Here is a 22,454-nt window from a genome sequence, read left to right as displayed (position 1 = left end):
CGCCGCCTGGCAGCGATACTCCTGATGGCACTGCCCGCCGCCGGCGTCCTCGCCGCCGGCCCGGGTGGGTACGTCACGCTGCCGGGCGGCACATTCCGCTCGGCCCTGAAGTACGAAGACAGCAACAGCCAGGTGCGCATCAAGCCCTTCCAGATGATGCGCACCCCCGTCACGAACGCCGAGTTCCTGGCGTTCGTGAAGGCCAACCCGCAATGGCAGCGTGGCAAGGTCGCCGGCGTCTTCGCCGAGACCCGCTACCTGTCGCACTGGGCCGGCCCGCAGACGCTGGGCGCCAATGCCCAGCCCCAACAACCGGTGGTGTGGGTCAGCTGGTTCGCCGCTGACGCGTACTGCCAATCCAAAGGCGCGCGCCTGCCCACGTGGTCCGAGTGGGAATACGTGGCCGCCGCCGACGAGACCCGCAAGGATGCGCGCCGCGACCCCGCCTGGCGCGAACGCATCCTCAACTGGTACTCGCGCTCGTCCAAGACCGCCCTGCCCCGCGCCGGCCTGCAGGCCCCCAACGCCTATGGCGTGCAGGACATCCACGGCCTGGTGTGGGAATGGACCGAGGATTACTCAGCCATGCTGGTGGATTCGGACAACCGCAACCAGGGCGATGCCGACAAGACCCGCTTCTGCGGCGCCGGCGCCCTGTCCATGAACGACCGCGACAACTACGCGGTCCTGATGCGCGTGGCGATGCTCTCATCGCTCGGGGGCCAGGACACCACCGGCAACCTCGGCTTCCGCTGCGCCAAGGACGTGAAATGAAGACTTTCCTGTTGGCCGCACTTGCACCGCTCGCTCTCGTCGCAGGCCTGGCCCAGGCCGCACCCAAGGCCGCGTCGCTGCCCTCGGACTCGGTGTACCAGCTAAACGCGCCGCTGGTGGACCAGCAAGGCCGCAAGCTGCGCCTGGCCGACAAGCGCGGCAAGGTGCAACTGGTCTCGATGTTCTACACCTCGTGCAAGTTCATCTGCCCGCTGATCATCGACAGCGGCAAGGCCATCGAACGCTCGTTGACACCGGCCGAGCAGAAGAAGCTGGGCATCCTGCTGGTCAGCATGGACCCGCAGCGCGACAGCCCCGACAAGCTGTCCATCGTGTTCAACAAGCGCAAGCTGGATGGATCGCGCTGGACGCTCGCCAGCCCAAAGGCCGACGACGTGCGTGCCATCGCCGGCGTGCTGGGCATCCGTTACCGCCAGCTCGAAGACGGCGAGTTCAACCACACCAGCGCACTGGTGCTGCTGGATGCCAACGGTCGCATCCTCGCCCGCACCGAACAGATGGGCACGCGCCCGGATCCGGAATTCGTGGCCGCGGTGCGCAAGGCGCTCGCAGCCCCGGTCGCCACGCCCAAGCGCTAGCTCGAGGCCAGTCGGCCCAGCGTTGCCACCGCCTCGGCCATCCGCGCATCGAAGGGATGGCCGCAATTGAGTCGGACGCAATGGGTGAAAGCGCGGCTGGGCGAGAACATCGGCCCTGGCGCCAGGCTCATGCCATGGGCCAAGGCCCGTTGTCGCAACGCCAGCGCATCGCTGCCAGCGGGCAACTCCAGCCATAGGAAATAGCCACCCAAGGGGCGCGTTACGCGCGTTTCCCGCGGGAATGCCTCGGCAATCGCCGCCACGTACTGCGCCTGCTGCTGCGCCAACCTTTCGCGCAGACGGCGCAGGTGCCGTTCGAACCCGCCGCCTTCCAGATAGCCGGCAATGGCCAGCTGCGCCGGCACGTTGGTGTTGAGGGTGGAGGTCAGCTTGTTGCGCGCCACCTGCTTGCGGAAACGCCCGGGCGCGACCCAACCGATCCGGTACCCCGGTGCCAGGCATTTGGAGAACGAACCGCAATGCAGCACCAGCCCGTCACGGTCATAGGCCTTGGCCGGCGGTGGCCGCACGGGCTGGAAATGCAGGTCCGCGTAGACATCGTCCTCGACCAGCGGAATCCCATGCCGGGCCAGCAACTCCACCAAGGCACGCTTGTTGGCATCGGGCATCGTGCTGCCCAAGGGGTTCTGGAAGGTCGGCATCAACCAGCACGCCTTGGGTGCGTGCCGCGCGATGGCTTGCGCCATGGCGTCAAGGTCCACGCCCTCGCGCGGGTGCGTGGGCACCTCAATGGCCTGCAGCCGATTGCGTTCCAGCACCTGCAAGGCAACGTAGAAGCAGGGCGACTCCACCAGCACCGCATCACCGGGTTGGGTCACCGCCGCGATGCTCAGGCTCAAGGCTTCCATCGCGCCGTTGGTGATGATGATGTCGTCGGCCGACACATCAATGCCCTCCACCAGATAGCGGCGGGCGATCTGCCGGCGCAGCCCCGCCTGCCCTGGCGTGAGGTCGTCAACCGTGCTCCACGGGTCCAGGTGCGTGGCCGCCCTTGCCATCTCCCGGCCCAACCGCTGCAGCGGAAAGAGCAAGGGACTGGGAAAGGCGGACCCGAAGGGCACCCGGTCGCGGTCCATGCTCGATTGCAGCACCTGGAACACCAGGTCACTGATATCCACCGGCCGTGAGGCGCCGTCCGGGCGGGAGGCCGCCTCGGGTTCCGGTGGAAGGCGTACCGGCTCGCGGGCCACGTAGTAACCCGATCGCGGCCGGGATTCCACCAGCCCACGGCCTTCCAGCAGGTAATACGCCTGGAACACGGTCGACGGACTGATTTTCCGCGCCGCGCAGGTCTCCCGCACCGACGGCAAGCGCTCACCGGGCTTGAGCAGCCCGCGCTGGATCGACCGGGCAATGTCGTCGGCGAGGGCTTCGTAGCGCTTCACGGCAAACTGATACGGTCTTTTCGCCTTTTTCTGAGTCTACAACGACTGATACGGTTACCCTATCCTCTCTGGCCCCTGTCGCGAGGTACGCCTGTGAACCCGGAGATCGAGCTGAACCTGGCCCTGATCCTGTTCATCCCCTGGTTTTCGATCCTGGCGGTGCTGTTCTGGTGCTTTCCGCGCCGGCCACGCACCGGGGCACGCAAGGCCTTCGACACCATCTCATTGATTGGCGCGACGGGAGCGGCATTCGCGGGCATGCAGTGGAGCATGCTGAATGCCGATCCCTCCCACGGCGCGATGTGGAAGCAGGTCCTGGCGACGTCAGTGGCCTACGGGCTGTTCCTCGGGGTGATGACGGTGGCCCTCCTGCTCCGCTGGCGCTGGTTGCGCCGCATTGCGGTGACCGCTGATTGACCCCCAGGCCCAGGCCCGGACCACTCGCAGGCCATGAAGCCGTGCTCCATACGTTGGTCACTTGATCTGGATCAAGTCCCCTCCGGCACGCCCCCTCAAAATATCGTTAACCCTCGTCGAAGGTATTCCCATGACTTATAACGATGTCTCGCGCACCGACAGCGCGGGCGCCGGCCTGGCCGGTTATTACAATGACCGAGTGGTCCGGCAGTTCGCCGTCGCCACCGTCCTGTGGGGCATTGTCGGCATGCTGGTAGGCGTGATCATCGCCGCCCAGCTGTACTGGCCCACGCTGGGTGAAGGCATTCCGTGGCTCAGCTACGGCCGCCTGCGCCCGCTGCACACCAACGCGGTCATCTTCGCCTTCGGTGGTTCCGCGCTGTTTGCCACCAGCCTGCATGTCGTGCAGCGCACCTGCCATGTCCGCGTGATCTCCGACAAGCTGGCCGCCTTCGTGTTCTGGGGCTGGCAGGCCGTGATCGTGGCCGCGGCCATCACCCTGCCGCTGGGCCTGACCCAGGGCAAGGAATACGCCGAGCTGGAATGGCCGATCGACATCCTGATCACCATTGTCTGGGTGGCGTATGCGGTGCTGTTCCTCGGCACCATCGCCAAGCGCAAGGTCAAGCACATCTACGTGGCCAACTGGTTCTACGGCGCGTTCATCATCGCCGTGGCGCTGTTGCACATCGTCAACAACATCGCGCTGCCGGCCAGCATGACCAAGTCGTACTCGGCCTACACCGGCGCCGTCGACGCCATGGCGCAGTGGTGGTACGGCCACAATGCGGTGGGCTTCTTCCTGACCGCCGGCTTCCTCGGGATGATGTACTACTACATCCCCAAGCAGGTGCAGCGCCCGATCTACTCCTACCGCCTGTCCATCGTGCACTTCTGGGCGCTGATCGCCGTGTACATGTGGGCCGGCCCGCACCACCTGCAATACACCGCGCTGCCTGACTGGGCGCAGTCGCTGGGCATGGTGTTCTCGCTGATCCTGCTGGCCCCGTCGTGGGGTGGCGCCATCAACGGCGTGATGACCCTGTCGGGCGTCTGGTACAAGCTGCGCACCGACCCGATCCTGAAGTTCCTGATCGTGGCCGTCTCGTTTTACATGATCGCGACCTTCGAAGGCCCGATGATGTCGATCAAGACCGTCAACTCGCTCAGCCACTACACCGACTGGACCGTGGGCCACGTGCACGCCGGCGCCCTGGGCTGGGTGGCCATGATCTCCATCGGCTCCATCTACGCGCTGCTGCCGCGCATGCTGGGCCTGAAGGAGATGTTCTCCACCAAGCTCATCGACACCCACTTCTGGATCCACACCATCGGCGTGGTGTTCTACATCGCTTCGATGTGGATCGCGGGCGTCATGCAGGGCCTGATGTGGCGCGCCACCAACGACGACGGCACGCTGACGTACACCTTCGTCGAAGCGCTCAACTTCACCTATCCGTACTACCTGGGTCGACTGCTTGGCGGCCTGCTGGTGCTGTCCGGCATGATCCTGATGGCCTGGAACGTGTGGAAGACCTATCAGCAGGTGAAGGTCATCGCCCCGCAGCCGCTGCTCCCGCCCGACGCCGCCGACGCGCGCGCCTGAGCCCGAGGACCCTACATGAGCAATAACAACACCAACGCACACGAGAAAGTCGAGAAGAACGTCGGCCTGATGGCGGTGCTGATCGCGGTGGCCGTGTCCTTCGGCGGCCTCGCGGAAATCGTGCCGCTGATGTTCCAGGCCGAGACCATCCAGCCGCTGCCGGGCGTGAAGCCTTACCCGGCCCTGCAGCTGGCCGGTCGCGACGTCTACGTCCGCGAGGGCTGCTACAACTGCCACTCGCAGATGGTCCGCACCCTGCGCTTCGAGACCGAACGCTACGGCCACTACTCCCTGGCGGGCGAATCGGTCTATGACCGTCCGTTCCAGTGGGGCTCCAAGCGCACCGGTCCCGACCTGGCCCGCGTGGGCGGCCGCTACTCCGACGACTGGCACCGCGTGCACCTGATCAACCCGCGCGACGTGGTGCCCGAGTCCAACATGCCCAGCTTCCCGTGGCTGGCCAAGAACGAAGTCGACGGCGCCCAGATCACCCAGCACATGCGCACCCTGCAGAAGCTGGGCGACCCGTACACCGACGCGGAAATCGCCAAGGCGGCCGCCGACGTGCAGGGCAAGACCGAACTCGATGCTGTCGTGGCCTACCTGCAGGGCCTGGGCAAGCACGCACCGCGAGGAGGCTGACCATGGTGTCCGGCATCGTCACCGCCCTGCTGCTCGTGACCTTCATCGCCGGCTGGGCATGGGTCTGGAGCCCGCGGCGCAAGCGTGAATTCGACGAGGCAGCGCAGCTGCCCCTCAACGACAACGATCTGGAGAACAGCCGATGAGTACGGGCTGGTCGTGGTACATCATCGTCATCGCGGCGATCAACATCGCCGCCTACACGTGGCTGCTGTGGTGGACGGCCAAGCGCCGCCCGGGTGACCCGAAGCCGGAAGAAACCAGCCATGTCTGGGACGGCGACATCACCGAGTACAACAAGCCGCTGCCCAAGTGGTGGATCAACCTGTTCTACATCACCATCGTCTTCGCGCTGGGTTATCTGACCTGGTACGGCGGCTGGGGCAACTACGCCGGCGCCGGCAAGTGGTCGTCGAAGGGTGAGCATGCGCAGGTCAAGGCCCGCGAGGACGCCAAGCTCGAGAAGACGTTTGCCCCGTACCAGGGCCAGTCGATCGACGTGTTGGCCAAGGACCCCAAGGCGCTCGCCCTGGGCCGCTCGATCTTCGGCAACACCTGCTCCACCTGCCACGGCTCGGCGGCGACGGGTGCCATCGGCTACCCCAACCTGACCGACAAGATCTGGCATTGGGGCGGTTCGCCCGACCAGGTGCTGGAGACGGTGCTCAATGGGCGTGAAGGCGTCATGCCCGAATGGGGCAAGGTGCTGACCGGCATGGGCGGCGAGAACGCGGTGGACTACGTGATCGCCTACGTCCGCACGCTCAGCGACCCGGCGGGCATGCAGAACGACTTCATGGCGGCGCGCGGCAAGACCCTGTACGACGGCGTCTGCGTGGCGTGCCACGGCGTCGAGGGCAAGGGCAACCAGGCCATGGGCGCCCCGGACCTGACGGACAACTACTGGCTGTACGGCGACAGCAAGGAAAGCCTGCGCCAGACCATCTCGGCCGGCCGTCATGGCATCATGCCTGCACACCGCGAACTCCTTGGCGAAACCCGTTCGCGTCTGGTGGCGGCGTACGTCTGGTCCCTGTCGAACACCGCCTCCGGAAGCGCGAACCCGCAATCCGGAAAATCGGCTCAATGACGGACTTCACCCAGCCCCGTTTCGACCACGAACCGCGGCCCATGGCCCAGAGGATCGGCGCGATCCTCTGGCCCAGCTTCTTCGCCGCTGGCGTGTCGACGATGGTGTTCTTCGCCTTCGTCGACCCGCTGGCGCTGCGGGACATGACCTTCCCGCAGATCGAAATCAGCCGCGGGCTGGGTTACAGCATCGGTTTCTTCATGTTCTGGCTGGCCACCGCGTCGGCCAGTTTCTTCACCTGGATCCTGCTGCGTCCGGCCAGCCGCTTCAACAAGCCGCTGCCCCCGGAATGACCGGAAGGCAATGAGCAAGAAAATCCCCCTCGACCTGCTTGATGACGGCGGCCCCAGCGCTTACGTCAGCGAACGGAAGGTCTACCCGCGCGACGTGTCCGGACCGCTGAACCGCCTTCGGGTGGCAGCGGTCTTCTGGCTGCTGGGCATGTTCTACCTCTTCCCGTGGCTGAGTTGGGACGGCCGCCAGGCCGTGCTGTTCGACCTGCCCGCGCGCAAGTTCTACGTCTTCGGCCTGACGTTCTGGCCACAGGACTTCCTGTTCCTGGCGCTGCTGCTGATCATCGCGGCGATGGCGCTGTTCTTCTTCACCGCCCTCGCCGGCCGGCTGTTCTGCGGCTACGCCTGCCCGCAGACCGTGTGGACCGAAGTGTTCCTGTGGATGGAGAGCGCCATCGAGGGCGACCGCCACAAGCGCATGAAGCTCGACGCCGGTCCGTGGACCCGCGAGAAGGTCCTGCGCAAGGGCAGCAAGCATGTGGCCTGGCTGCTGTTCGCGCTGTGGACCGGCTTCACCTTCGTCGGCTTCTTCACCCCCATCAAGGACCTGGCCGCGCGCGCGCCGGCGGGCTGGGGCGGCTGGGAAACCTTCTGGGTGTTCTTCTACGCGCTGGCCACGTGGGGCAACGCCGGCTTCCTGCGCGAGCAGGTATGCAAGTACATGTGCCCGTACGCGCGCTTCCAGAGCGCGATGTTCGACCGCAACACGCTGATCATTGCGTATGACCCCATGCGCGGCGAGCCGCGTGGCCCGCGCAAGCGCGGCCTGGTGGCCAGCGTGCTGGAGCGCGGCCGCGGCCTGCTCGACCAGATCACGGCCTACGACTACGTGTTCCGCGCCAGCCGCCACCCCAGTGCGGCCGACCAGCAGGCGCAGGCTCGCGGCACCATCACCCTGGCCGGTGCCGGCGCCGAAGCAGTGCCATTGCCCAAGTTCGCTCCCGATGAACTGGGCGACTGCATCGACTGCACCATGTGCGTGCAGGTGTGCCCCACCGGCATCGACATCCGCAATGGTCTGCAGTACGAGTGCATCGCCTGCGGCGCCTGCATCGACGCCTGTGACGAGATCATGGACAAGATGGGTTACCCGCACGGGCTGATCCGCTACTCCACGCAGAACGCGATCGATGGCAAGCGCACCCGCGTGCTGCGCCCGCGCATCTTCATCTACGGCACCCTGCTGCTGGGCCTGATCGTGGCCTGGGCCTGGGGCGTGGGCACCCGCAGCCCGCTGATCGCCGAAGTGCTGCGCGATCGCAACGCCTTGTTCCGCACCGTCGGCGAGCAGACCGAGAACGGCTACACGCTCAAGGTGATCAACAAGACCGACCAGCCGCAGACCTACACGCTGACGCTGGAAACCGACACCGCCGGCATCGCCCTGCCGGGTGCGCCGGTGGCCATCACCGCCGCGCCGCAGCAGATCGTTTCGCGGGCGGTGACGCTCTCCGCGCCCGCCAGCATCCATGGCCGGCACGACGTGCGCTTCGTGGTCACGGATACCGACGACGACACCCGTGAAGTCGTCGCTTCCACTTTCTTCGGACCCCTGCAATGAGTGACAAGCGTTCCCCGTGGCGTGAGCCGATGATGTGGCTGGTGGTCGCGTTGCCCGCGGTCGCGGTCATTGGCGGCATCACGATGGTTGTCGTCTCCAACCGCGCCGGCAGCATCGACGCCGTGCCGGATGACGTGCAACGCACGGCGCAAATCCAGACGACTGACCTGAGTCCCGACGAGAATGCCCGGAAGCTGGGGCTGGGCGCGGTGTTCCGCATTGCCAAGGACGGGGTGCAGGTGTTCCCCGCCAGCGGCACCTTCGACCGCTCGCAGACCTTGCACCTGGTGTTGCAGCATCCCAACCGCAGTGAGGAAGACCTCAAGGTCGACCTCAAGCCCGACGAACTGGGCTGGAGCGCACCGCTGGAAGTGGATGCGCGGCACGACTGGCGCCTGCAGCTGACCAGCGCCAGCGGTGACTGGCGCCTGCGCGGCCGCCTGCCCCGTGGCCAGCAGGCCGCGCATTTGGGCTCCGCGCTCGCCGAGCAGTGAACGTACCCGGCAGTACCGCCTGCTACCACTGCGGTGAACCCCTTCCCCACGACGCCATCCACCAACCGGTAGCGGGCGTCGAGCGGCTGTTCTGCTGCACCGGTTGCAGCGCCGCCGCCGCGTGGATCGAAGACGCCGACCTGGGCGACTACTACCGCCTGCGCAGCGACGCGGCCTCGCGCGTGGACGCCGACGCGGCCGACTACCGCATCTGGGACCGCGACGATGTGGTCGGCGGGCACACCCGCGACGTCGCCGGTGGGCGCGAGATCACCGTACTGACCGACGGCATGCGCTGCGCCGCGTGTGCGTGGCTGATCGACCGTGCGCTGCAGCGCCAGCCCGGCGTGCTGGACGCCGGCGCCAACGCCGTGACCGGCCGCATCCGCATTGGCTGGGACCCGGCACGCACGACTTTGTCAGCACTGCTGGCCAAGCTCGCGGCCCTCGGCTACCGCCCGTTCCTTGCCTCGGGTGAGGAAAGCGAACGCCAGCGCCGCCGCGAGCGCAACCGCTGGCTGGTGCGCATCGGCCTCGCCGGACTCGGCTCGATGCAGGCGATGATGCTGGCCGAGGCGCTGTACCTGGACACCGCCAACCAGATGAGCGTGCCCACCCGCGACTTCTTCCGCTGGGTGACGTTCCTGGTGTCCACGCCGGTGGTCTTCTACTCCGGCTGGCCGTTCATCAGCGGCATGTGGCACGAGTGGCGCGGCCGCCGCCTGGGCATGGACACACTGATCGCCAGCGCCACCCTGCTCGCCTACGCCGCCAGCGTGATCGAAACCGTCCGCGGTGGCCCGCACGTCTGGTACGACGCAGCGGTGATGTTCGTGTTCCTGCTGCTGGTCGCCCGCCTGCTGGAGCAGCGGGGCCGAAACATCGCCAGCGCGCAGGTGGATGCCCTCGCCCGCGCGCGGCCCACCCTCGCCACGCGCGAGGACGCCCATGGCCATCCGGAGCAGGTGCCGGTCAACGCGCTCCAGGTCGGGGACGTGGTGCGCATCGGCGCCGGTGAGGCGGTGCCAGCTGATGGCGTGGTCCTCGACCACGTGGCCACGGTGGATGAGTCCCTGTTGACCGGCGAATCCACGCCCGTTGCCAAAGCCGTGGACGACAGCGTGTACGCCGGCAGCTATTGCCGCGACACCGCCGCACGCGTCCGAGTGTCGGCCGTGGGCGCGCAGACGCGCCTGTCGCAGCTCACGCGCCTGGTGGAGCGCGCGCAGGGCGAGCGTCCGCCGCTGGCCCGTACAGCTGACCGCATCGCCTCGTGGTTCGTCGCCGCGTTGCTGCTGGTGGCGGCGGTGGTGTACGCCGGCTGGCGCGTATATGACCCGTCGCGCGCCTTTGAAGTGCTGCTGGCGCTGCTGGTGATCAGTTGCCCCTGCGCGCTGTCGCTGGCGATCCCGGCGGCGCTGGCCACCGCCCACGGCGCGCTGGCGCGAATGGGCGTGTTGGCGCTGCGCCCCGGCGCGCTGGACACCCTGGCGCGGGTGGACCACGTGGTCTTCGACAAGACCGGGACGCTCAGCGATGGCCAGCCGGCCATCGAGCGCGTCGAGCCGCTGGCCGATGTTCCGGCGGAAGCCGCACTGCGGATTGCCGCCGCGTTGGAGCAAGGCAGCCGCCACCCCATCGCGCGGGCGTTCGACGGCGTGCCAATTCCATTGAACGCACAGCAGGTGCGCAGCGTGCCGGGCCAAGGCGTGAGTGGCCTGGTCGACGGTCGCGAATGGCGACTGGGCCGCGCCGGCTTCGCCGCCGGTGCGGCGGACGATGACGCGGTGTGGCTGGGCGATGGCCACCAGGCCGTGGCCCGCTTCCACCTGCGCGAACGCCCGCGTGCTGATGCCGCGGCCGCCTTGGCCCAACTGCGGGCGCAAGGCCTGACCGTGGGCCTGTGCAGCGGCGATGCCGCGCCCCCCGTGCAACGATTCGCGGACGCCTTGGGCATCACCCAGCCGCTGGCACGGCAGACGCCCGAGCAGAAGCTGGCCCACGCGCGCGCCCTGCAGCAGGACGGCCATGTGGTCGCCATGGTGGGCGATGGCCTGAATGACGCGCCGGTCCTCGCGGGCGCCGACGTGTCCCTGGCCATGGCCGACGGCGCCGCGCTGGCGCAGCGTGCCGCCGACCTGGTCATCACCGGCGGGGCCCTGCAGCGCATTCCACAGGCGATCGAACTGGCACGCCGCACGCGCCGCATCATCCGCCAGAACCTGGCGTGGGCCATCGGCTATAACCTGCTCGCCCTGCCCCTGGCTGCCGCGGGCATGGTGACGCCGTGGATCGCCGCACTCGGCATGGCGCTATCCTCGCTGCTGGTGACCCTCAACGCGCTGCGGCTGGCCCGCGGAGTCCGGCAATGACCATCCTCCTCCTGCTGATCCCCATCAGCCTGGCGCTCCTTGGCGTGGCCGTGTGGGCCTTTGTGTGGGCGGTGCGCCGCGGCCAGTTCGATGACCTGGACAGTGCCGCACTGGACATCCTGGCCGATGACCGGGCGCCCACGCCCGTCTCGACCCCGCGCGCACCCACCCCGTCACCTTCCGTACCGCCGCCCGCGGTTTCGACGTCTGACAACCATGCCGATTGACTGGCTGGCGGTAGGTGCCGCCTTCCTCACCGGTCTGCTCGGCAGCGGCCACTGCGCGGCCATGTGCGGGGGCATCGCGACAGGCTTCTCGGCCACGGCCAAGCGTGCCAGCTGGCCTCACGCCCTGCAGACCAACCTGGGGCGAGTGCTTGGCTATGTCGTGGCCGGCATGGTCGCGGGCGGCATCGGCCACGGCATCGTCCGGGTGTTTCGCATCGAGTGGCTGGCCACCGGTCTGCGCATGGCGGTGGGCGCGGTGCTGGTGCTCGCCGCCCTGCGCCTGCTGGATCGGCAGGGCAAGCTCGCGTTCCTGTCACGCCCGGGGGCTGCAGTGTGGCAACGCCTGCGCCCACTGCAACAGCGGCTGCTGCCGGCCAACAGCGCCCCCAAGCGCGTTGGCCTCGGCATGCTCTGGGGCTGGTTGCCGTGTGGCCTGAGCGGCACGCTGCTCGCGGCGGCTTGGCTGCAATCCAGCGCACTGCACGGCGGGCTGACCATGGCCGCCTTCGGGCTCGGCACGCTGCCGATGATGGTGCCGCTGACCTGGTCCGGCGCTCGGTTGGGCGGCTGGCTGGCCCGGCCGGGCGTGCGTTACGGCGCTGCGCTGCTGGTACTCACGGCAGGCGTGTTGACGCTGGCCGCGCCTTGGCTGATGCAGGTGCCGCAATTGCACGGTCTGCTGTCCGCGCTCGGGTGCCGGAGCCTGCCCGGCTGATCGCCCCGCTGCGGGCAGGGCGCCAACTCAGCGGCGCCCTGTGGTCCTGATCCCATGCACCTGTTGCCTCCGCGCGCGGACCGATGCGGGTGCCGCGTCTCAACCCTGCGAGCGCGCCGCACACCGGCGGCCCGCGGACGGCGGGGTCTGCTCGCCATGGGCACACGCATCCAGCGCATCGGCATTCAGCACTTCAATGCTGCGCCCATGCACGTGGATGATGCCGTCGTCCTGCAAGCGACCGAACGCGCGGCTGACGGTTTCCAGCGCCAGGCCGAGATACGCCGCAATGTCCTCGCGGCTCATCGGCAGGCGGAAGACGTCGTTGCGCTGGCCCAGGATCTCCAGGCGCTCGCGCAGGCCCATCAGGAACATCGCAAGCCGCTCGTGCGCCTGCCGGCGCAGCAGCATGGCCATGTGGTCCTGGTCGCGGCTCACGCTCTGGCCGATGACACGCATCAGCTGGAACTGCAGGCCGGGGATGTGGCTGGCGATCTCGGTCAGGCGGTCGAACGGGATCTCGCACACGCTGGAATCCACCAGCGCTATAGCCTCGCAGCGGTGGTGGCCATCGCCCAGCGCATCCAGCCCGATCAATTCACCGGGCATGTGGAAACCCACGACGGTCTCATCGCCTTCGCGCGAGATGCTGATGGTCTTGAAGGCGCCTTCGCGGGCGACGAACACGCAGTCGAGCTTGTCGCCGTGGTGGAACAGGCGCTCGTTGCGGCTCAGTGGCCGGCGGCGACGCATGATGCTGTCGAGCTCGGCCAGCTCGTCACCGGTAATACCTGCCGGCAGGCACAACTCCTGCAGCGAACAGTGCGCGCAACTGCGGCGCAGGCGCGCCAGGTCGACGACGTCGGATTGGCTCATGCGTTGCGGTCGCCCGATGCGACCCTTCTCCGTCATGGATGCGTGATTTGGTTCCCGGGCATTTTGCCGGGATTGCGTGACAAATGCCCGCCGAAGTCTCATTGGCCAGGCAAGTGCTTGATTTTCAATGTTCAGCCAGCCCAATACGCGCCGTCAATCCGGCTTTGGTGCGATACCAGTTGGGCCGTTGGCGCAGGTCAGCCCTGCAAGGCGGCCACGACTTCCGCATCCCCGACCGACTCGAACTGTTCATAAAAGGCGCCCACGGCATAGAACGGGCTGGGCTGGGCCAGGCACACCACCTCGTCGGTCAGCGGTGTTATGGCGGCGAGGCTCTCGCGGGCCGCCACGGGCACGGCGCATACAAGACGCGCGGGGGCCGCCTGCCGCGCCGCCTGCAGGGCCGCAGCCATCGTGGCGCCAGTCGCGAGCCCGTCGTCGACCACGATGACCGTACGGCCGGCCATCGGCATGGGGGGACGGCCGCCGCAGTAGGTCCGCCGGCGTTCACGGATCACGGCCAGCTGACGTTGGATCTCGGCGTCCAGATAGCCCTTGTCGACGCCTTCCATCAACATCCCCTCGTGAGCCGGGGTCACGTGCCCGGCCTCGTCCACCGCGCCGACCGCCAGTTCGGGGTTGTAGGGGGCGCCCAGCTTGCGCACCAGCACCACGTCCAGATCGCCGCCGAGCGCAGTCGCGATCAGCCGCCCCATCGGCACCGCGCCGCGAGGAATCGCAAGCACCAGCGGTTGCGCGTGGGCAAAACGCGCCAAGGCCGTCGCCAGCCGGCGCGCGGCGTCCTCCCGGTCACGGAACGGTAGCCTGCCCATGGTGTGATCTTGCACCTCTTGGGGGTGCCGTGCATTGATGCCCATCAAGCGGCCCGCCCGGACGTCGTGGATACTGCAGACACCAGGACCATGACTGAGGCCATGCCGGGACTGACCGCCACCGAAGCGGCCGCGCGCCTCAAGCGCGACGGGCCCAACGCCCTACCCGAGCCTGCGCGCAAACGGCGCTGGGCGATCCTCGTGGACGTGCTCCGCGAGCCGATGCTGCTGCTGCTCGTGGCGGCCGCCGGCATTTACCTGTTCCTGGGCGACCCGCAGGAAGCCGCACTGCTGGCTTCGTCGGTGGTGCTGGTGATCGGCCTGACCGCCTACCAGGAGTACAAGTCCGAGCGCGCCCTGCAGGCGTTGCGCGACCTCAGCAGTCCGCGCGCGCACGTGCTGCGCGACGGGGTCGCCACGGTGGTGCCGGCCCGCGAGTTGGTGGTGGGCGACGTCATCCTGGTTGCCGAAGGCGACCGCGTGCCCGCTGACGCATCCGTGCTGGAAGGCGCCGACCTGCACGTCGACGAATCACTGCTGACCGGCGAATCCGTGCCGGTCGCGCGCACCGCCGGCGGCGATGCACTGCTGCATGCCAGCACCCTGGTCGTACGCGGGCGCGGCAGCGCCGAAGTCGTGGCCATCGGCGCGCAGACCGCCGTGGGCCGGATAGGAACGACGCTGGCCACGCTGCAGGTCGAGCGCACGCCGCTGCAGCGCGAGATGCGCCACACCGTGGCCGTGTTCGCGCTGCTCAGCCTGGCGACCTGCGTGCTGATGGTGGTGCTGTACGGGCTGTTGCGCGGCGACTGGCTGCAAGCGGTGCTGGCCGGCATCACCCTCGCGATGGCCAACATCCCCGAGGAGTTCCCGGTGGTATTGACCGTGTTCCTCGCACTGGGCGCCTGGCGCATGGCCAAGCACAACGCACTGGTCCGGCGCGCCCCCGCCATCGAAGCGCTGGGCGCGATCACCGTGCTGTGCACCGACAAGACCGGCACGTTGACCGAGAACCGCATGGCCGTCGCCGAACTGGACGACATGGCCTCCGGTGATCTGCTGCTCACGGCGGCGCTGGCGTGCCCACCGATGTCGCACGACCCTGTCGATCGCGCGGTACTCGACGCTGCGCAGCGCGCCTCCGTGGCCAGCGAGCCTACCGGGTGGCACCGGCTTCGCGAATACCCGCTGTCGAGCCGTATGCCGGCCTACGTGCAGGCATGGCACACCGACGACGGGCGCCGGGTGGTGGCCGCCAAGGGGGCCCCGGAAACCATCGCCCAGTTGTGTGGGCTCGATGACGCGGGCCGCGCCGCGTTGCACGCCCGGATGGAGGCGATGACCGCCCGGGGCCTGCGCGTGCTGGCCGCGGCGGTGGACGACCGCGCGGCATCCGGCGCGCCCGATTTGCCAGACAGTGCGGAAAACCTGCGCCTGCAATGGCAGGGGCTGATCGCCTTCGCCGATCCGCTGCGCGACGCCGTGCCCGAGGCCGTGGCAGAAGCGCAGGCGGCCGGCGTGCGCGTGGTGATGATGACCGGCGACCATGCGGGCACGGCGCGCGCCATCGCGGCGCAGGCAGGCATCTCGCAGGGCGATGGTGTGGTCCGCGGCAGCGATGTCGACGAATGGGATGACGGCACCGTGGCCGAGCGCCTAGCGGGCGCGCCGGTATTCGCGCGCGTACGCCCCGAACACAAGCTGCGCCTGGTGCAGGCACTGAAGCAGCGGGGCGATGTGGTGGCCATGACAGGCGATGGCGTCAACGACGCGCCCGCGCTGATGGCGGCGCATGTCGGCATCGCCATGGGCGGCCGCGGCACCGACGTGGCCCGTGAAGCGGCATCCATCGTGCTGCTGGACGACAATTTTGTCAGCGTGGTCCGTGCCATCCGCCTGGGTCGAAGCATCTACGACAACATCGCGCGTGCGGTTCGCTACATCCTCGCGGTGCACGTTCCCATCACGGGATTGGCCTTGCTGCCGCTGCTGTCGGGAGGCCCGCCCGTGCTGCTGCCGCTGCACGTGGTCTTTCTCGAACTGATCATCGACCCCGCCTGCACGATCGTGCTTGAACGCGAACCGCCGGCCGGCAACCTGATGAGACGACCGCCCCGCCCGCCCGGGCAACGGCTGCTGGATCGAGCCACGTTGCTTGGCGCACTGGGCCACGGCGCGGTGATGTTTGCCACGGTGGCGGCGACATACGCGATTGCCGCGCGCGCCGGCGCGCCACACACGGAGGTGTCTGCGTTGGCGTTCACGTCCATTGTCGTGGGCAACCTGGGTCTGATCCTGCTGCACCGCTCCAGTGGATCGCTTTGGCGAGCATTGCGCACGCCCAACCCGGCGTTCTGGCTGGTGTGCGTGGCGGCCAGCGCGCTGCTGGCGTTGGCCATCCTGCATCCCGTCGCTGCGGGCTGGTTCCGATTCGCGCCGCCGCGCGGCGACCTGCTTGCCGTGGCCATCGCCCTGCCGCTCGTGGCCGTGGCGGTGTTGGACTGGCTGCAACAGTTCGCGCCACGCCAACGCACGGGCACCGTGTCAGTGGATGCCGGTTCCACTTGAGCCATCCACTTCGACGCGGTCGCGCCCCAGGCGCTTGGCCTGGTAAAGCGCCGCATCCGCCCGGTGCAACTGGCTGCCCAATGTCTCGCCAGGAAGGCGATACGCCACGCCGGCACTGAGCGTGGCGCCCACGTCGGCCGCGACCTCGGCGAACTCGTCGCGGACACGATGACAAAAGCGTTCGACCGCCTCGGGCTGTGCGTCCAGCAGCAGCACGACAAACTCTTCGCCGCCCATCCGCGCCGCCCAGACGCGGTCATCCTGACGGGCAAACAACACGCGACCCAGCGCCTGCAGCACTTCATCGCCCCGCTCGTGGCCCCACGTGTCGTTGATGCGCTTGAAGTGGTCCACGTCGAAGAACACCAGCGACACGTTACGTTTGGCCTCGACGGCGGCGTGGTAATGCGCAATCACCTGCCGGTTCCAGCCCGCGCGGTTGAACACGCCGGTCAGTGCGTCGGTGTTCGCCTGCTCCCACAGTTGGTGGCGCACGCGGTTGGCATCAATGGCGAATCCCGTGCGGTAGCCACGCAACATCAGCCCAAACGCCACGATGGCGGCGATATAGATCCAGTACAACCACGGACCGCCCTCTGGCGTGCCGTGCAGCACCACGCGCAGCAATGCCACCAGCAGCACCACCCCAACCAGCGCCCATGTGGCCAACGGCCGGACAATCAGCGCCAGCAGCGTGATGGGCAGCAGGTTGAACAGCCCGATGCGCGAATGCGGATCAACGTCCGAGCCCGGCAGGGGCACGGATAGGAAAATGCCGGTGAGGAACGTTGCAAGCAGCGCCAGCGACAGCCGAAGGGGCCACGCCTGAAGCCGCCACAAGGCCACGGATATCGCCCACACGGCGCCAGCGGCGCCCATTGTCAAACCGGGGCCATAACCGATCCCGGGTGTCGCGCCCGCGGCCTCCAGCAGCCCTGCCAGGAACAGGATCACCCCGCTGATGCCCACCACCGCCGTAAAGGCCGGTCGCGTGGCCTCGACCTGGGCCGCGATCAGCGCGTCGCGCATGTCTGGCGTCAGGGCACCCAATCCGCCGCCAAACCAGAACCGCCGCGGCTGGCGCAACGCCGCCCAGAACGTCTGGCGCCCCGTATCCTCCCACCAACGGTCGCGTCGGCTGTCACGACTGGGCATGGATGTGGGCCATCACGGCATGCCGGCAATGACCGGCAAGACAAGAGTACACACGCGCGGGGGCACGTCCACTACCCTGCGTGCAGATGGATCGGCGACCAGCCCGGGGTTACCGGTCGGGGTCGACGTCGCGCGGAGGGCCTCCCGCCCTTGGCAGGCTCCAGCCACGCCAGATCGCCATGAACCGCAGGCCAAAGGTCAGCAGTGCGCCGACCAACAGCACCGGGGCGCTGGGCCAGGCCAGCCAGTGTCCGATCACCACCACCGATGCACCGGCAATGGCGGCCACCGCATACAGTTCCGAGTGCAGCACCACCGGCGTGCGCGCCACCAGGACATCGCGCGCGATGCCCCCGCCGATCCCCGAAAGCGTGCCGAGCAATACGGCAGACACCGCGCCCAATCCATACGTCAACGCCTTCTCCGCACCCAGCACGGCAAACAGGGCCAGGCCCGCGGCATCAAACAGGCGGACCGGATTACGCAGTCGCTCAATCACCCCGAGGCGGTAGAACGTCACCAGCCCGGCGAGGCCGCAAACGGCCACGTAACGCCAGTCCGCCAGTGCCGCAGGCGGATGCGCGCCAATCAGCGCGTCGCGCATCAGGCCGCCCGACGTGGCCGCGGCGAACGACAGCACCATCACGCCGAAAAGATCCAGCCGATGGCGCACACCGACCGTCGCGCCGCTGAGCGCGAACACGAAGGTGCCGAACAGATCGAGGATGAGGATCAGGTCCATGTTACCGGGGCATTGCGCGTTGGGGATGGCAAGCAAAGGCGAAAAATGCAACGCGTCGAGATTGCGATGGTACGAGCGCACTCGCATGGTGCGCAAAAAGCAAAAAGCGCGGCAGGTTCCCTTCGCACGCCCTCCTCTCTGACTTCCGCTCTTTGCACTTGGGCATGGATTTGCTGACGCAGTCCCAAGCCGCGGGACCATTTTTCCTCACTCACGGATATCCGGCCCCCGGGCCCCGGGCCCCGGGCCAGTTGTCCCACTGGCCGTGGCCACTTGCAACCGGCAGCCCGACGAATAAGATAGTAATTGGTTACTCACCTTCAAGATCATGACGAGCCTCTCAAAACACCTGCCCGCGGAAGAGCGCCGTGCCGCCACCGTGGAGGCCGTCGTCCAGCTGGCGGCAGAGCAGAACCCGAGCGACATCACGACTGCGGCCATTGCCAGCCGCATGGGCCTCACCCAGGGCGCCCTGTTCCGCCACTTTCCCAGCAAGGAAGCGATCCTGCAGGCCGTGATGTCCTGGGTGGCCGACCGCTTGCTTGCCCGCATCGACCGGGTGTCCCAAGGTACGGCGTCGCCGCTCGCAGCGCTGGAAGCGGTCTTCCTGGCCCATGCCGAGTTCGTAGCCGAGCATCCAGGCGTGCCTCGGATGCTGTTTGGCGAACTGCAACGGCCCGGCGACACCCTGCCCAAGCAGATTGTGCAGGCCATGATCGGCCAGTACGGTCAACGCCTGCGCGAGCTGTTCGTCGCCGGAAAGGACTGCGGCGAACTGGATCCCGCACTCGACGTGGATGCCGCAACCGTGCAGTTCATCGGCACCATCCAGGGCCTGGTCATGCAATCACTGCTGTCGGGCGAGGTGGACAACATCCGGCGAAATGCGCCCCGCGTGTTCGCCATCCTTCGACGCGGTATCCGGAGCGCGCCATGAAGGTTCCCACGATGCAGCGCCGGACGCTTGCACTGATCGCAGTGGTCACGCCCCTGGCAGTGCTGTTCGCCTATGTCGCGCTGCGCTCGGGACCGCTGGCACCGGTGTCGGTGACGACGACGACGGTGGAGTCACGAGCGCTGACCCCCGCGTTGGCGGGCATTGGGACGGTCCAAGCGCGCTTTTCGTATCGCATCGGGCCGACCTACGCCGGGCGCGTCCGTCAGCTAGAGGTCCACGTCGGGGATGCGGTGAACGCCGGGCAGGTGCTCGGGGCCATGGACCCGGTCGATCTGGACGAACGCATCGGTGCGGCACAGGCCGCCCTGCGCAGCGCCGAAGCCGGCCTGCGCCAAGCCCAGGCACGGCAGGCCTTTGCACAGACGCAGGCACGTCGCTACGAACAACTGCTCGCCGCGCGCGGCGTCAGCGAAGAAAGCGTCGGCGCCAAGCGCCAGGAGCGGGACGTGGCCGACGCCGCCCTCGGCGCCGCTCGCGAGGACATGCATCGCCTGCAATCCGAACTGCAGGCGCTTCGGGCACAGCGCGGCAACCTGCAGCTGGTCGCGCCCGTCAACGGGCTGGTGGCGGCGCGCCACGTTGACCCCGGCACCACGGTGGTGGCCGGCCAAGCGGTGGTCGAACTCATTGATCCGGCCAGCCTGTGGGTCGATACCCGTTTCGACCAGGTCAGCGCCACCGGGCTCGCTGCCGGGCTGCCCGCGCAACTGGTCCTCCGCTCACGACAGGACAGTCCCATGGAAGGTCGCGTTCTGCGAACCGAACCGGTCGCCGATGCCGTGACCGAGGAAATCCTTGCGAAGATCGTCTTCTCGACCGCCCCCTCGCCGCTGCCACCGATTGGCGAGCTCACCGAGGTCACGGTACAACTCCCACCGCTGCCACCCGCCCCCACCATCCCCAATGCCGCCATCCGCACCGTCAATGGACAGCGCGGCGTGTGGAAACTGTCCGACGGCGATCTTGAGTTCGTGGCGCTCACGATTGGCCGAAGCGACCTCGGCGGCCACGTGCAGGTCAAGAAAGGCCTAAGCGCGGGCGACCGCGTCGTCGTCTACAGCGAGAAGGCACTGACCGCCCGCAGCCGCATCCACGTGGTCGATCGCTTGCCCGGAGCCGCGCGATGATCAGCCTCGCCGGGCGCGACATCCTGCATGCCTGGGGCAAGTTCATGTTCACAGGCATCGGGCTGGGCCTGCTGATCGGCGTGACGCTGACCATGGCCGGCGTCTACCGTGGCATGGTCAGCGACGGCAAGGTCCTGCTCGACAACAGCGGCGCAGACCTGTGGGTGGTGCAGCGCGACACCCTCGGCCCCTATGCCGAGTCCTCCAGCATCCCCGACGACCTGTGGCGTGGCATCCGCACGATGGACGGCGTGGCCGAGGCGGCCAACGTCACCTACCTGACCATGCAGGTTCGAAGGGGTGACCAGGACGTGCGCGCCATGGTGGTCGGCATGGCTGCCGGCGGGCCGGGCACCCCGGGCTGGCCCCCCCAGCTGATCGAAGGGCGCCAGGTGACCCGCAGTCATTACGAGGCCGTGGTCGATGTGGCCACCGGATTCAAGATCGGCGACGTGGTCAAGGTCCGCCGCAACCACTATGCCGTGGTCGGACTGACCCGTCGCATGGTGTCCTCAAGCGGCGACCCCATGGTGTTCATCCCCCTGAAGGACGCGCAGGAAGCGCAGTTCCTGAAGGACAACGACGCCATCCTCATGCAACGCCGCCGCACCGCGGCCAACCCGGCGTTCAACCGCCCCGCCGTACCCGGCCTGCTGGAGGCCGTCACGGCCGCCCAGACCACCAACAGTGCGGTGAATGCCGTGCTGGTGCGCCTGCAGCCGGGCTCCGCCTCCGAGGACGTGGCGACCTCAATCGCACGCTGGAAACGGCTCACGGTCTACGACCGGGCGCAGATGGAACGCATTCTGGTCGGCAAATTGATCGCGACGTCAGCCAAGCAGATTGGCATGTTCCTGGTGATCCTCGCCGCCGTCAGCGCTGCCATCGTCGCCTTCATCATCTACACGCTGACCATGGACAAGATCCGCGAGATCGCCGTGCTGAAGCTCATCGGCACCCGCAACCGCACCATCGCCGCGATGATCCTGCAGCAGGCGCTCGCGCTGGGCGTGATTGGCTTCGTGGTCGGCAAGATCACCGCCACGTTCGCGGCGCCGCTGTTCCCGAAGTACGTGCTGCTGGTTCCGGGCGATTCGGTGCTGGGCTTCTTCGCCGTACTGGCGCTGTGCGTGCTTTCCAGCGTGGTTGCGATCCGCATGGCACTCAAGGTCGATCCGGCCGAAGCGATCGGGGGTTGAGGTGGCCGGCAATGGCATCCGCATCGAGGGGCTGCGCAAGTGCTACGGCAAGGGTGACACCGCCGTTGATGCGCTCAAGGGCGTGGACATGCACGTCGCGCCGGGCGAGGTAGTGGGCCTTATCGGCCCCTCAGGCTCGGGCAAGAGCACCCTGCTCAAGTGCCTGGGGGCTGTCATCGACCCGACCGGTGGGCGCATGGCACTCGGCGACGAGGTGATTTTCGACGAAGGCTGGAAAGTGCGCGACCTGCGCGCCCTGCGCCGCGACAGGATCGGGTTCGTGTTCCAGGCGCCTTATCTGATTCCGTTCCTGGACGTGACCGACAATGTGGCGTTGCTGCCGATGCTGGCAGGCATGGCCAACGACGAAGCACGCCGGCGTGCGCATGAGTTGCTCACCGCTCTCGACGTGCAGCACCGCGCGCGGGCAATGCCGTCCCAGCTGTCGGGCGGGGAACAGCAGCGCGTTGCGATTGCGCGTGGCTTGGTCAACCGTCCCCCCGTGATCCTCGCGGACGAGCCCACTGCCCCGCTGGACTCGGAGCGCGCGATGGCGGTCATCCGCATCCTCAACGACATGGCACGGCGCTTTGAGACCGCGGTGATCGTGGTCACCCACGATGAGAAGATCATTCCGACGTTCAAGCGCATCTACCATATACGCGACGGCGTGACCCACGAGGAAGCTGGCGAGGGACGCGGCTTCGACTGAGTCCATCGCTTCCAGCCCACGCCGGTGGGCGCGCATCCGATGTCCGCGGCGAGTCCCACACAAGGCGCAGCTGCGCCGGAACCGTTGG

General features: G+C 67.9%; 23 protein-coding genes. 18 read left to right on the top strand and 5 right to left on the bottom strand.

All coding sequences use genetic code 11. The features are described from left to right. Positions 1 to 24: 24 nt before the first annotated feature. On the top strand, positions 25 to 774 hold the full coding sequence (locus tag ACYVBS_RS08205) for a formylglycine-generating enzyme family protein (RefSeq protein ID WP_460822970.1): 750 nt from the start codon (positions 25 to 27) through the stop codon (positions 772 to 774). Beyond that, complete coding sequence (locus ACYVBS_RS08200; protein ID WP_460822969.1) at positions 771 to 1,373, top strand: SCO family protein; 603 nt, start codon at positions 771 to 773, stop codon at positions 1,371 to 1,373. The genes ACYVBS_RS08205 and ACYVBS_RS08200 overlap by 4 nt, the downstream gene beginning before the upstream one ends. Here the strand turns inward: ACYVBS_RS08200 and ACYVBS_RS08195 are convergent. Continuing rightward, a complete protein-coding gene (locus ACYVBS_RS08195; protein WP_460822968.1) occupies positions 1,370 to 2,779 on the bottom strand; it encodes an aminotransferase-like domain-containing protein in 1,410 nt (469 codons plus the stop codon). The genes ACYVBS_RS08200 and ACYVBS_RS08195 overlap by 4 nt on opposite strands. 93 nt (positions 2,780 to 2,872) lie before the next feature. Here ACYVBS_RS08195 and ACYVBS_RS08190 point away from each other — a divergent pair, with 93 nt between their 5' ends. The 11 genes from ACYVBS_RS08190 (at position 2,873) to ACYVBS_RS08140 (ending at position 12,196) form a co-directional block, all read left to right on the top strand. After that, on the top strand, positions 2,873 to 3,196 hold the full coding sequence (locus ACYVBS_RS08190) for a hypothetical protein (RefSeq protein WP_460822967.1): 324 nt from the start codon (positions 2,873 to 2,875) through the stop codon (positions 3,194 to 3,196). Between the two features lie 130 nt (positions 3,197 to 3,326). Then, the gene (gene ccoN / locus ACYVBS_RS08185) at positions 3,327 to 4,802 is read left to right on the top strand and encodes a cytochrome-c oxidase, cbb3-type subunit I (RefSeq protein WP_460822966.1); all 1,476 of its coding nucleotides are present in this window, start codon (positions 3,327 to 3,329) and stop codon (positions 4,800 to 4,802) included. Positions 4,803 to 4,817: 15 nt separating this feature from the next. After that, complete coding sequence (gene ccoO / locus ACYVBS_RS08180; RefSeq protein ID WP_460822965.1) at positions 4,818 to 5,444, top strand: cytochrome-c oxidase, cbb3-type subunit II; 627 nt, start codon at positions 4,818 to 4,820, stop codon at positions 5,442 to 5,444. 2 nt (positions 5,445 to 5,446) lie between these two features. Next, positions 5,447 to 5,590: a cbb3-type cytochrome oxidase subunit 3 gene (locus ACYVBS_RS08175; RefSeq protein ID WP_460822964.1), complete on the top strand. Its 144-nt coding sequence runs from the start codon at positions 5,447 to 5,449 to the stop codon at positions 5,588 to 5,590. Continuing rightward, positions 5,587 to 6,534, top strand: a complete 948-nt coding sequence (gene ccoP, locus ACYVBS_RS08170; RefSeq protein ID WP_460822962.1) for a cytochrome-c oxidase, cbb3-type subunit III — start codon at positions 5,587 to 5,589, stop codon at positions 6,532 to 6,534. The genes ACYVBS_RS08175 and ccoP overlap by 4 nt, the downstream gene beginning before the upstream one ends. Next, positions 6,531 to 6,827, top strand: a complete 297-nt coding sequence (locus ACYVBS_RS08165) for a hypothetical protein (protein WP_036139013.1) — start codon at positions 6,531 to 6,533, stop codon at positions 6,825 to 6,827. Before ccoP ends, ACYVBS_RS08165 begins: the two co-directional genes overlap by 4 nt. Before the next feature lie 10 nt (positions 6,828 to 6,837). Further along, positions 6,838 to 8,388, top strand: coding sequence for a 4Fe-4S dicluster domain-containing protein (locus ACYVBS_RS08160; RefSeq protein ID WP_460822961.1), 1,551 nt, complete (start codon positions 6,838 to 6,840; stop codon positions 8,386 to 8,388). Beyond that, positions 8,385 to 8,882 carry a FixH family protein gene (locus ACYVBS_RS08155; protein ID WP_460822960.1) on the top strand — a complete coding sequence of 166 codons (498 nt, stop codon included), beginning with the start codon at positions 8,385 to 8,387 and terminating at the stop codon, positions 8,880 to 8,882. The genes ACYVBS_RS08160 and ACYVBS_RS08155 overlap by 4 nt, the downstream gene beginning before the upstream one ends. Next, entirely contained in the window at positions 8,879 to 11,254 is a 2,376-nt protein-coding gene (locus ACYVBS_RS08150) for a heavy metal translocating P-type ATPase (RefSeq protein ID WP_460822959.1), read from the top strand. The genes ACYVBS_RS08155 and ACYVBS_RS08150 overlap by 4 nt, the downstream gene beginning before the upstream one ends. After that, positions 11,251 to 11,481, top strand: coding sequence for a cbb3-type cytochrome oxidase assembly protein CcoS (gene ccoS / locus ACYVBS_RS08145; RefSeq protein WP_460822958.1), 231 nt, complete (start codon positions 11,251 to 11,253; stop codon positions 11,479 to 11,481). Before ACYVBS_RS08150 ends, ccoS begins: the two co-directional genes overlap by 4 nt. Further along, positions 11,471 to 12,196, top strand: a complete 726-nt coding sequence (locus ACYVBS_RS08140; protein ID WP_460822957.1) for a sulfite exporter TauE/SafE family protein — start codon at positions 11,471 to 11,473, stop codon at positions 12,194 to 12,196. Before ccoS ends, ACYVBS_RS08140 begins: the two co-directional genes overlap by 11 nt. 99 nt (positions 12,197 to 12,295) lie before the next feature. Here the strand turns inward: ACYVBS_RS08140 and ACYVBS_RS08135 are convergent, their stop codons facing one another. Beyond that, a complete protein-coding gene (locus ACYVBS_RS08135; RefSeq protein WP_460822956.1) occupies positions 12,296 to 13,072 on the bottom strand; it encodes a helix-turn-helix domain-containing protein in 777 nt (258 codons plus the stop codon). A gap of 197 nt (positions 13,073 to 13,269) precedes the next feature. Beyond that, positions 13,270 to 13,905: a phosphoribosyltransferase gene (locus ACYVBS_RS08130; RefSeq protein ID WP_460822954.1), complete on the bottom strand. Its 636-nt coding sequence runs from the start codon at positions 13,903 to 13,905 to the stop codon at positions 13,270 to 13,272. 90 nt (positions 13,906 to 13,995) lie between these two features. On the opposite strand from ACYVBS_RS08130, the gene ACYVBS_RS08125 reads away from it, so the two are divergent. After that, complete coding sequence (locus tag ACYVBS_RS08125; RefSeq protein ID WP_460822953.1) at positions 13,996 to 16,473, top strand: cation-translocating P-type ATPase; 2,478 nt, start codon at positions 13,996 to 13,998, stop codon at positions 16,471 to 16,473. On the opposite strand, the gene ACYVBS_RS08120 is transcribed toward ACYVBS_RS08125, so the two are convergent. After that, the gene (locus tag ACYVBS_RS08120) at positions 16,450 to 17,628 is read right to left on the bottom strand and encodes a GGDEF domain-containing protein (protein ID WP_460822952.1); all 1,179 of its coding nucleotides are present in this window, start codon (positions 17,626 to 17,628) and stop codon (positions 16,450 to 16,452) included. The genes ACYVBS_RS08125 and ACYVBS_RS08120 overlap by 24 nt on opposite strands. Positions 17,629 to 17,737: 109 nt before the next feature. Continuing rightward, positions 17,738 to 18,370, bottom strand: coding sequence for a trimeric intracellular cation channel family protein (locus ACYVBS_RS08115; protein ID WP_460822951.1), 633 nt, complete (start codon positions 18,368 to 18,370; stop codon positions 17,738 to 17,740). A 328-nt stretch (positions 18,371 to 18,698) separates the two neighbouring features. Here ACYVBS_RS08115 and ACYVBS_RS08110 point away from each other — a divergent pair, with 328 nt between their 5' ends. The 4 genes from ACYVBS_RS08110 to ACYVBS_RS08095 are packed head-to-tail and all read left to right on the top strand — an operon-like array spanning position 18,699 to position 22,366. Further along, positions 18,699 to 19,307: a TetR/AcrR family transcriptional regulator gene (locus tag ACYVBS_RS08110; RefSeq protein WP_460822950.1), complete on the top strand. Its 609-nt coding sequence runs from the start codon at positions 18,699 to 18,701 to the stop codon at positions 19,305 to 19,307. After that, complete coding sequence (locus ACYVBS_RS08105; RefSeq protein WP_460822948.1) at positions 19,304 to 20,455, top strand: efflux RND transporter periplasmic adaptor subunit; 1,152 nt, start codon at positions 19,304 to 19,306, stop codon at positions 20,453 to 20,455. Before ACYVBS_RS08110 ends, ACYVBS_RS08105 begins: the two co-directional genes overlap by 4 nt. Beyond that, the gene (locus tag ACYVBS_RS08100; protein ID WP_460822947.1) at positions 20,452 to 21,654 is read left to right on the top strand and encodes an ABC transporter permease; all 1,203 of its coding nucleotides are present in this window, start codon (positions 20,452 to 20,454) and stop codon (positions 21,652 to 21,654) included. The genes ACYVBS_RS08105 and ACYVBS_RS08100 overlap by 4 nt, the downstream gene beginning before the upstream one ends. 1 nt (position 21,655) lies before the next feature. Then, complete coding sequence (locus ACYVBS_RS08095; RefSeq protein ID WP_460822946.1) at positions 21,656 to 22,366, top strand: ABC transporter ATP-binding protein; 711 nt, start codon at positions 21,656 to 21,658, stop codon at positions 22,364 to 22,366. Positions 22,367 to 22,454 lie beyond the last annotated feature (88 nt).

It is taken from the genome of Lysobacter olei (assembly GCF_054777355.1).
The sequence above is the reverse complement of the archived record's forward strand: the minus strand, read 5'-3'. Positions and strand labels throughout refer to the sequence as shown.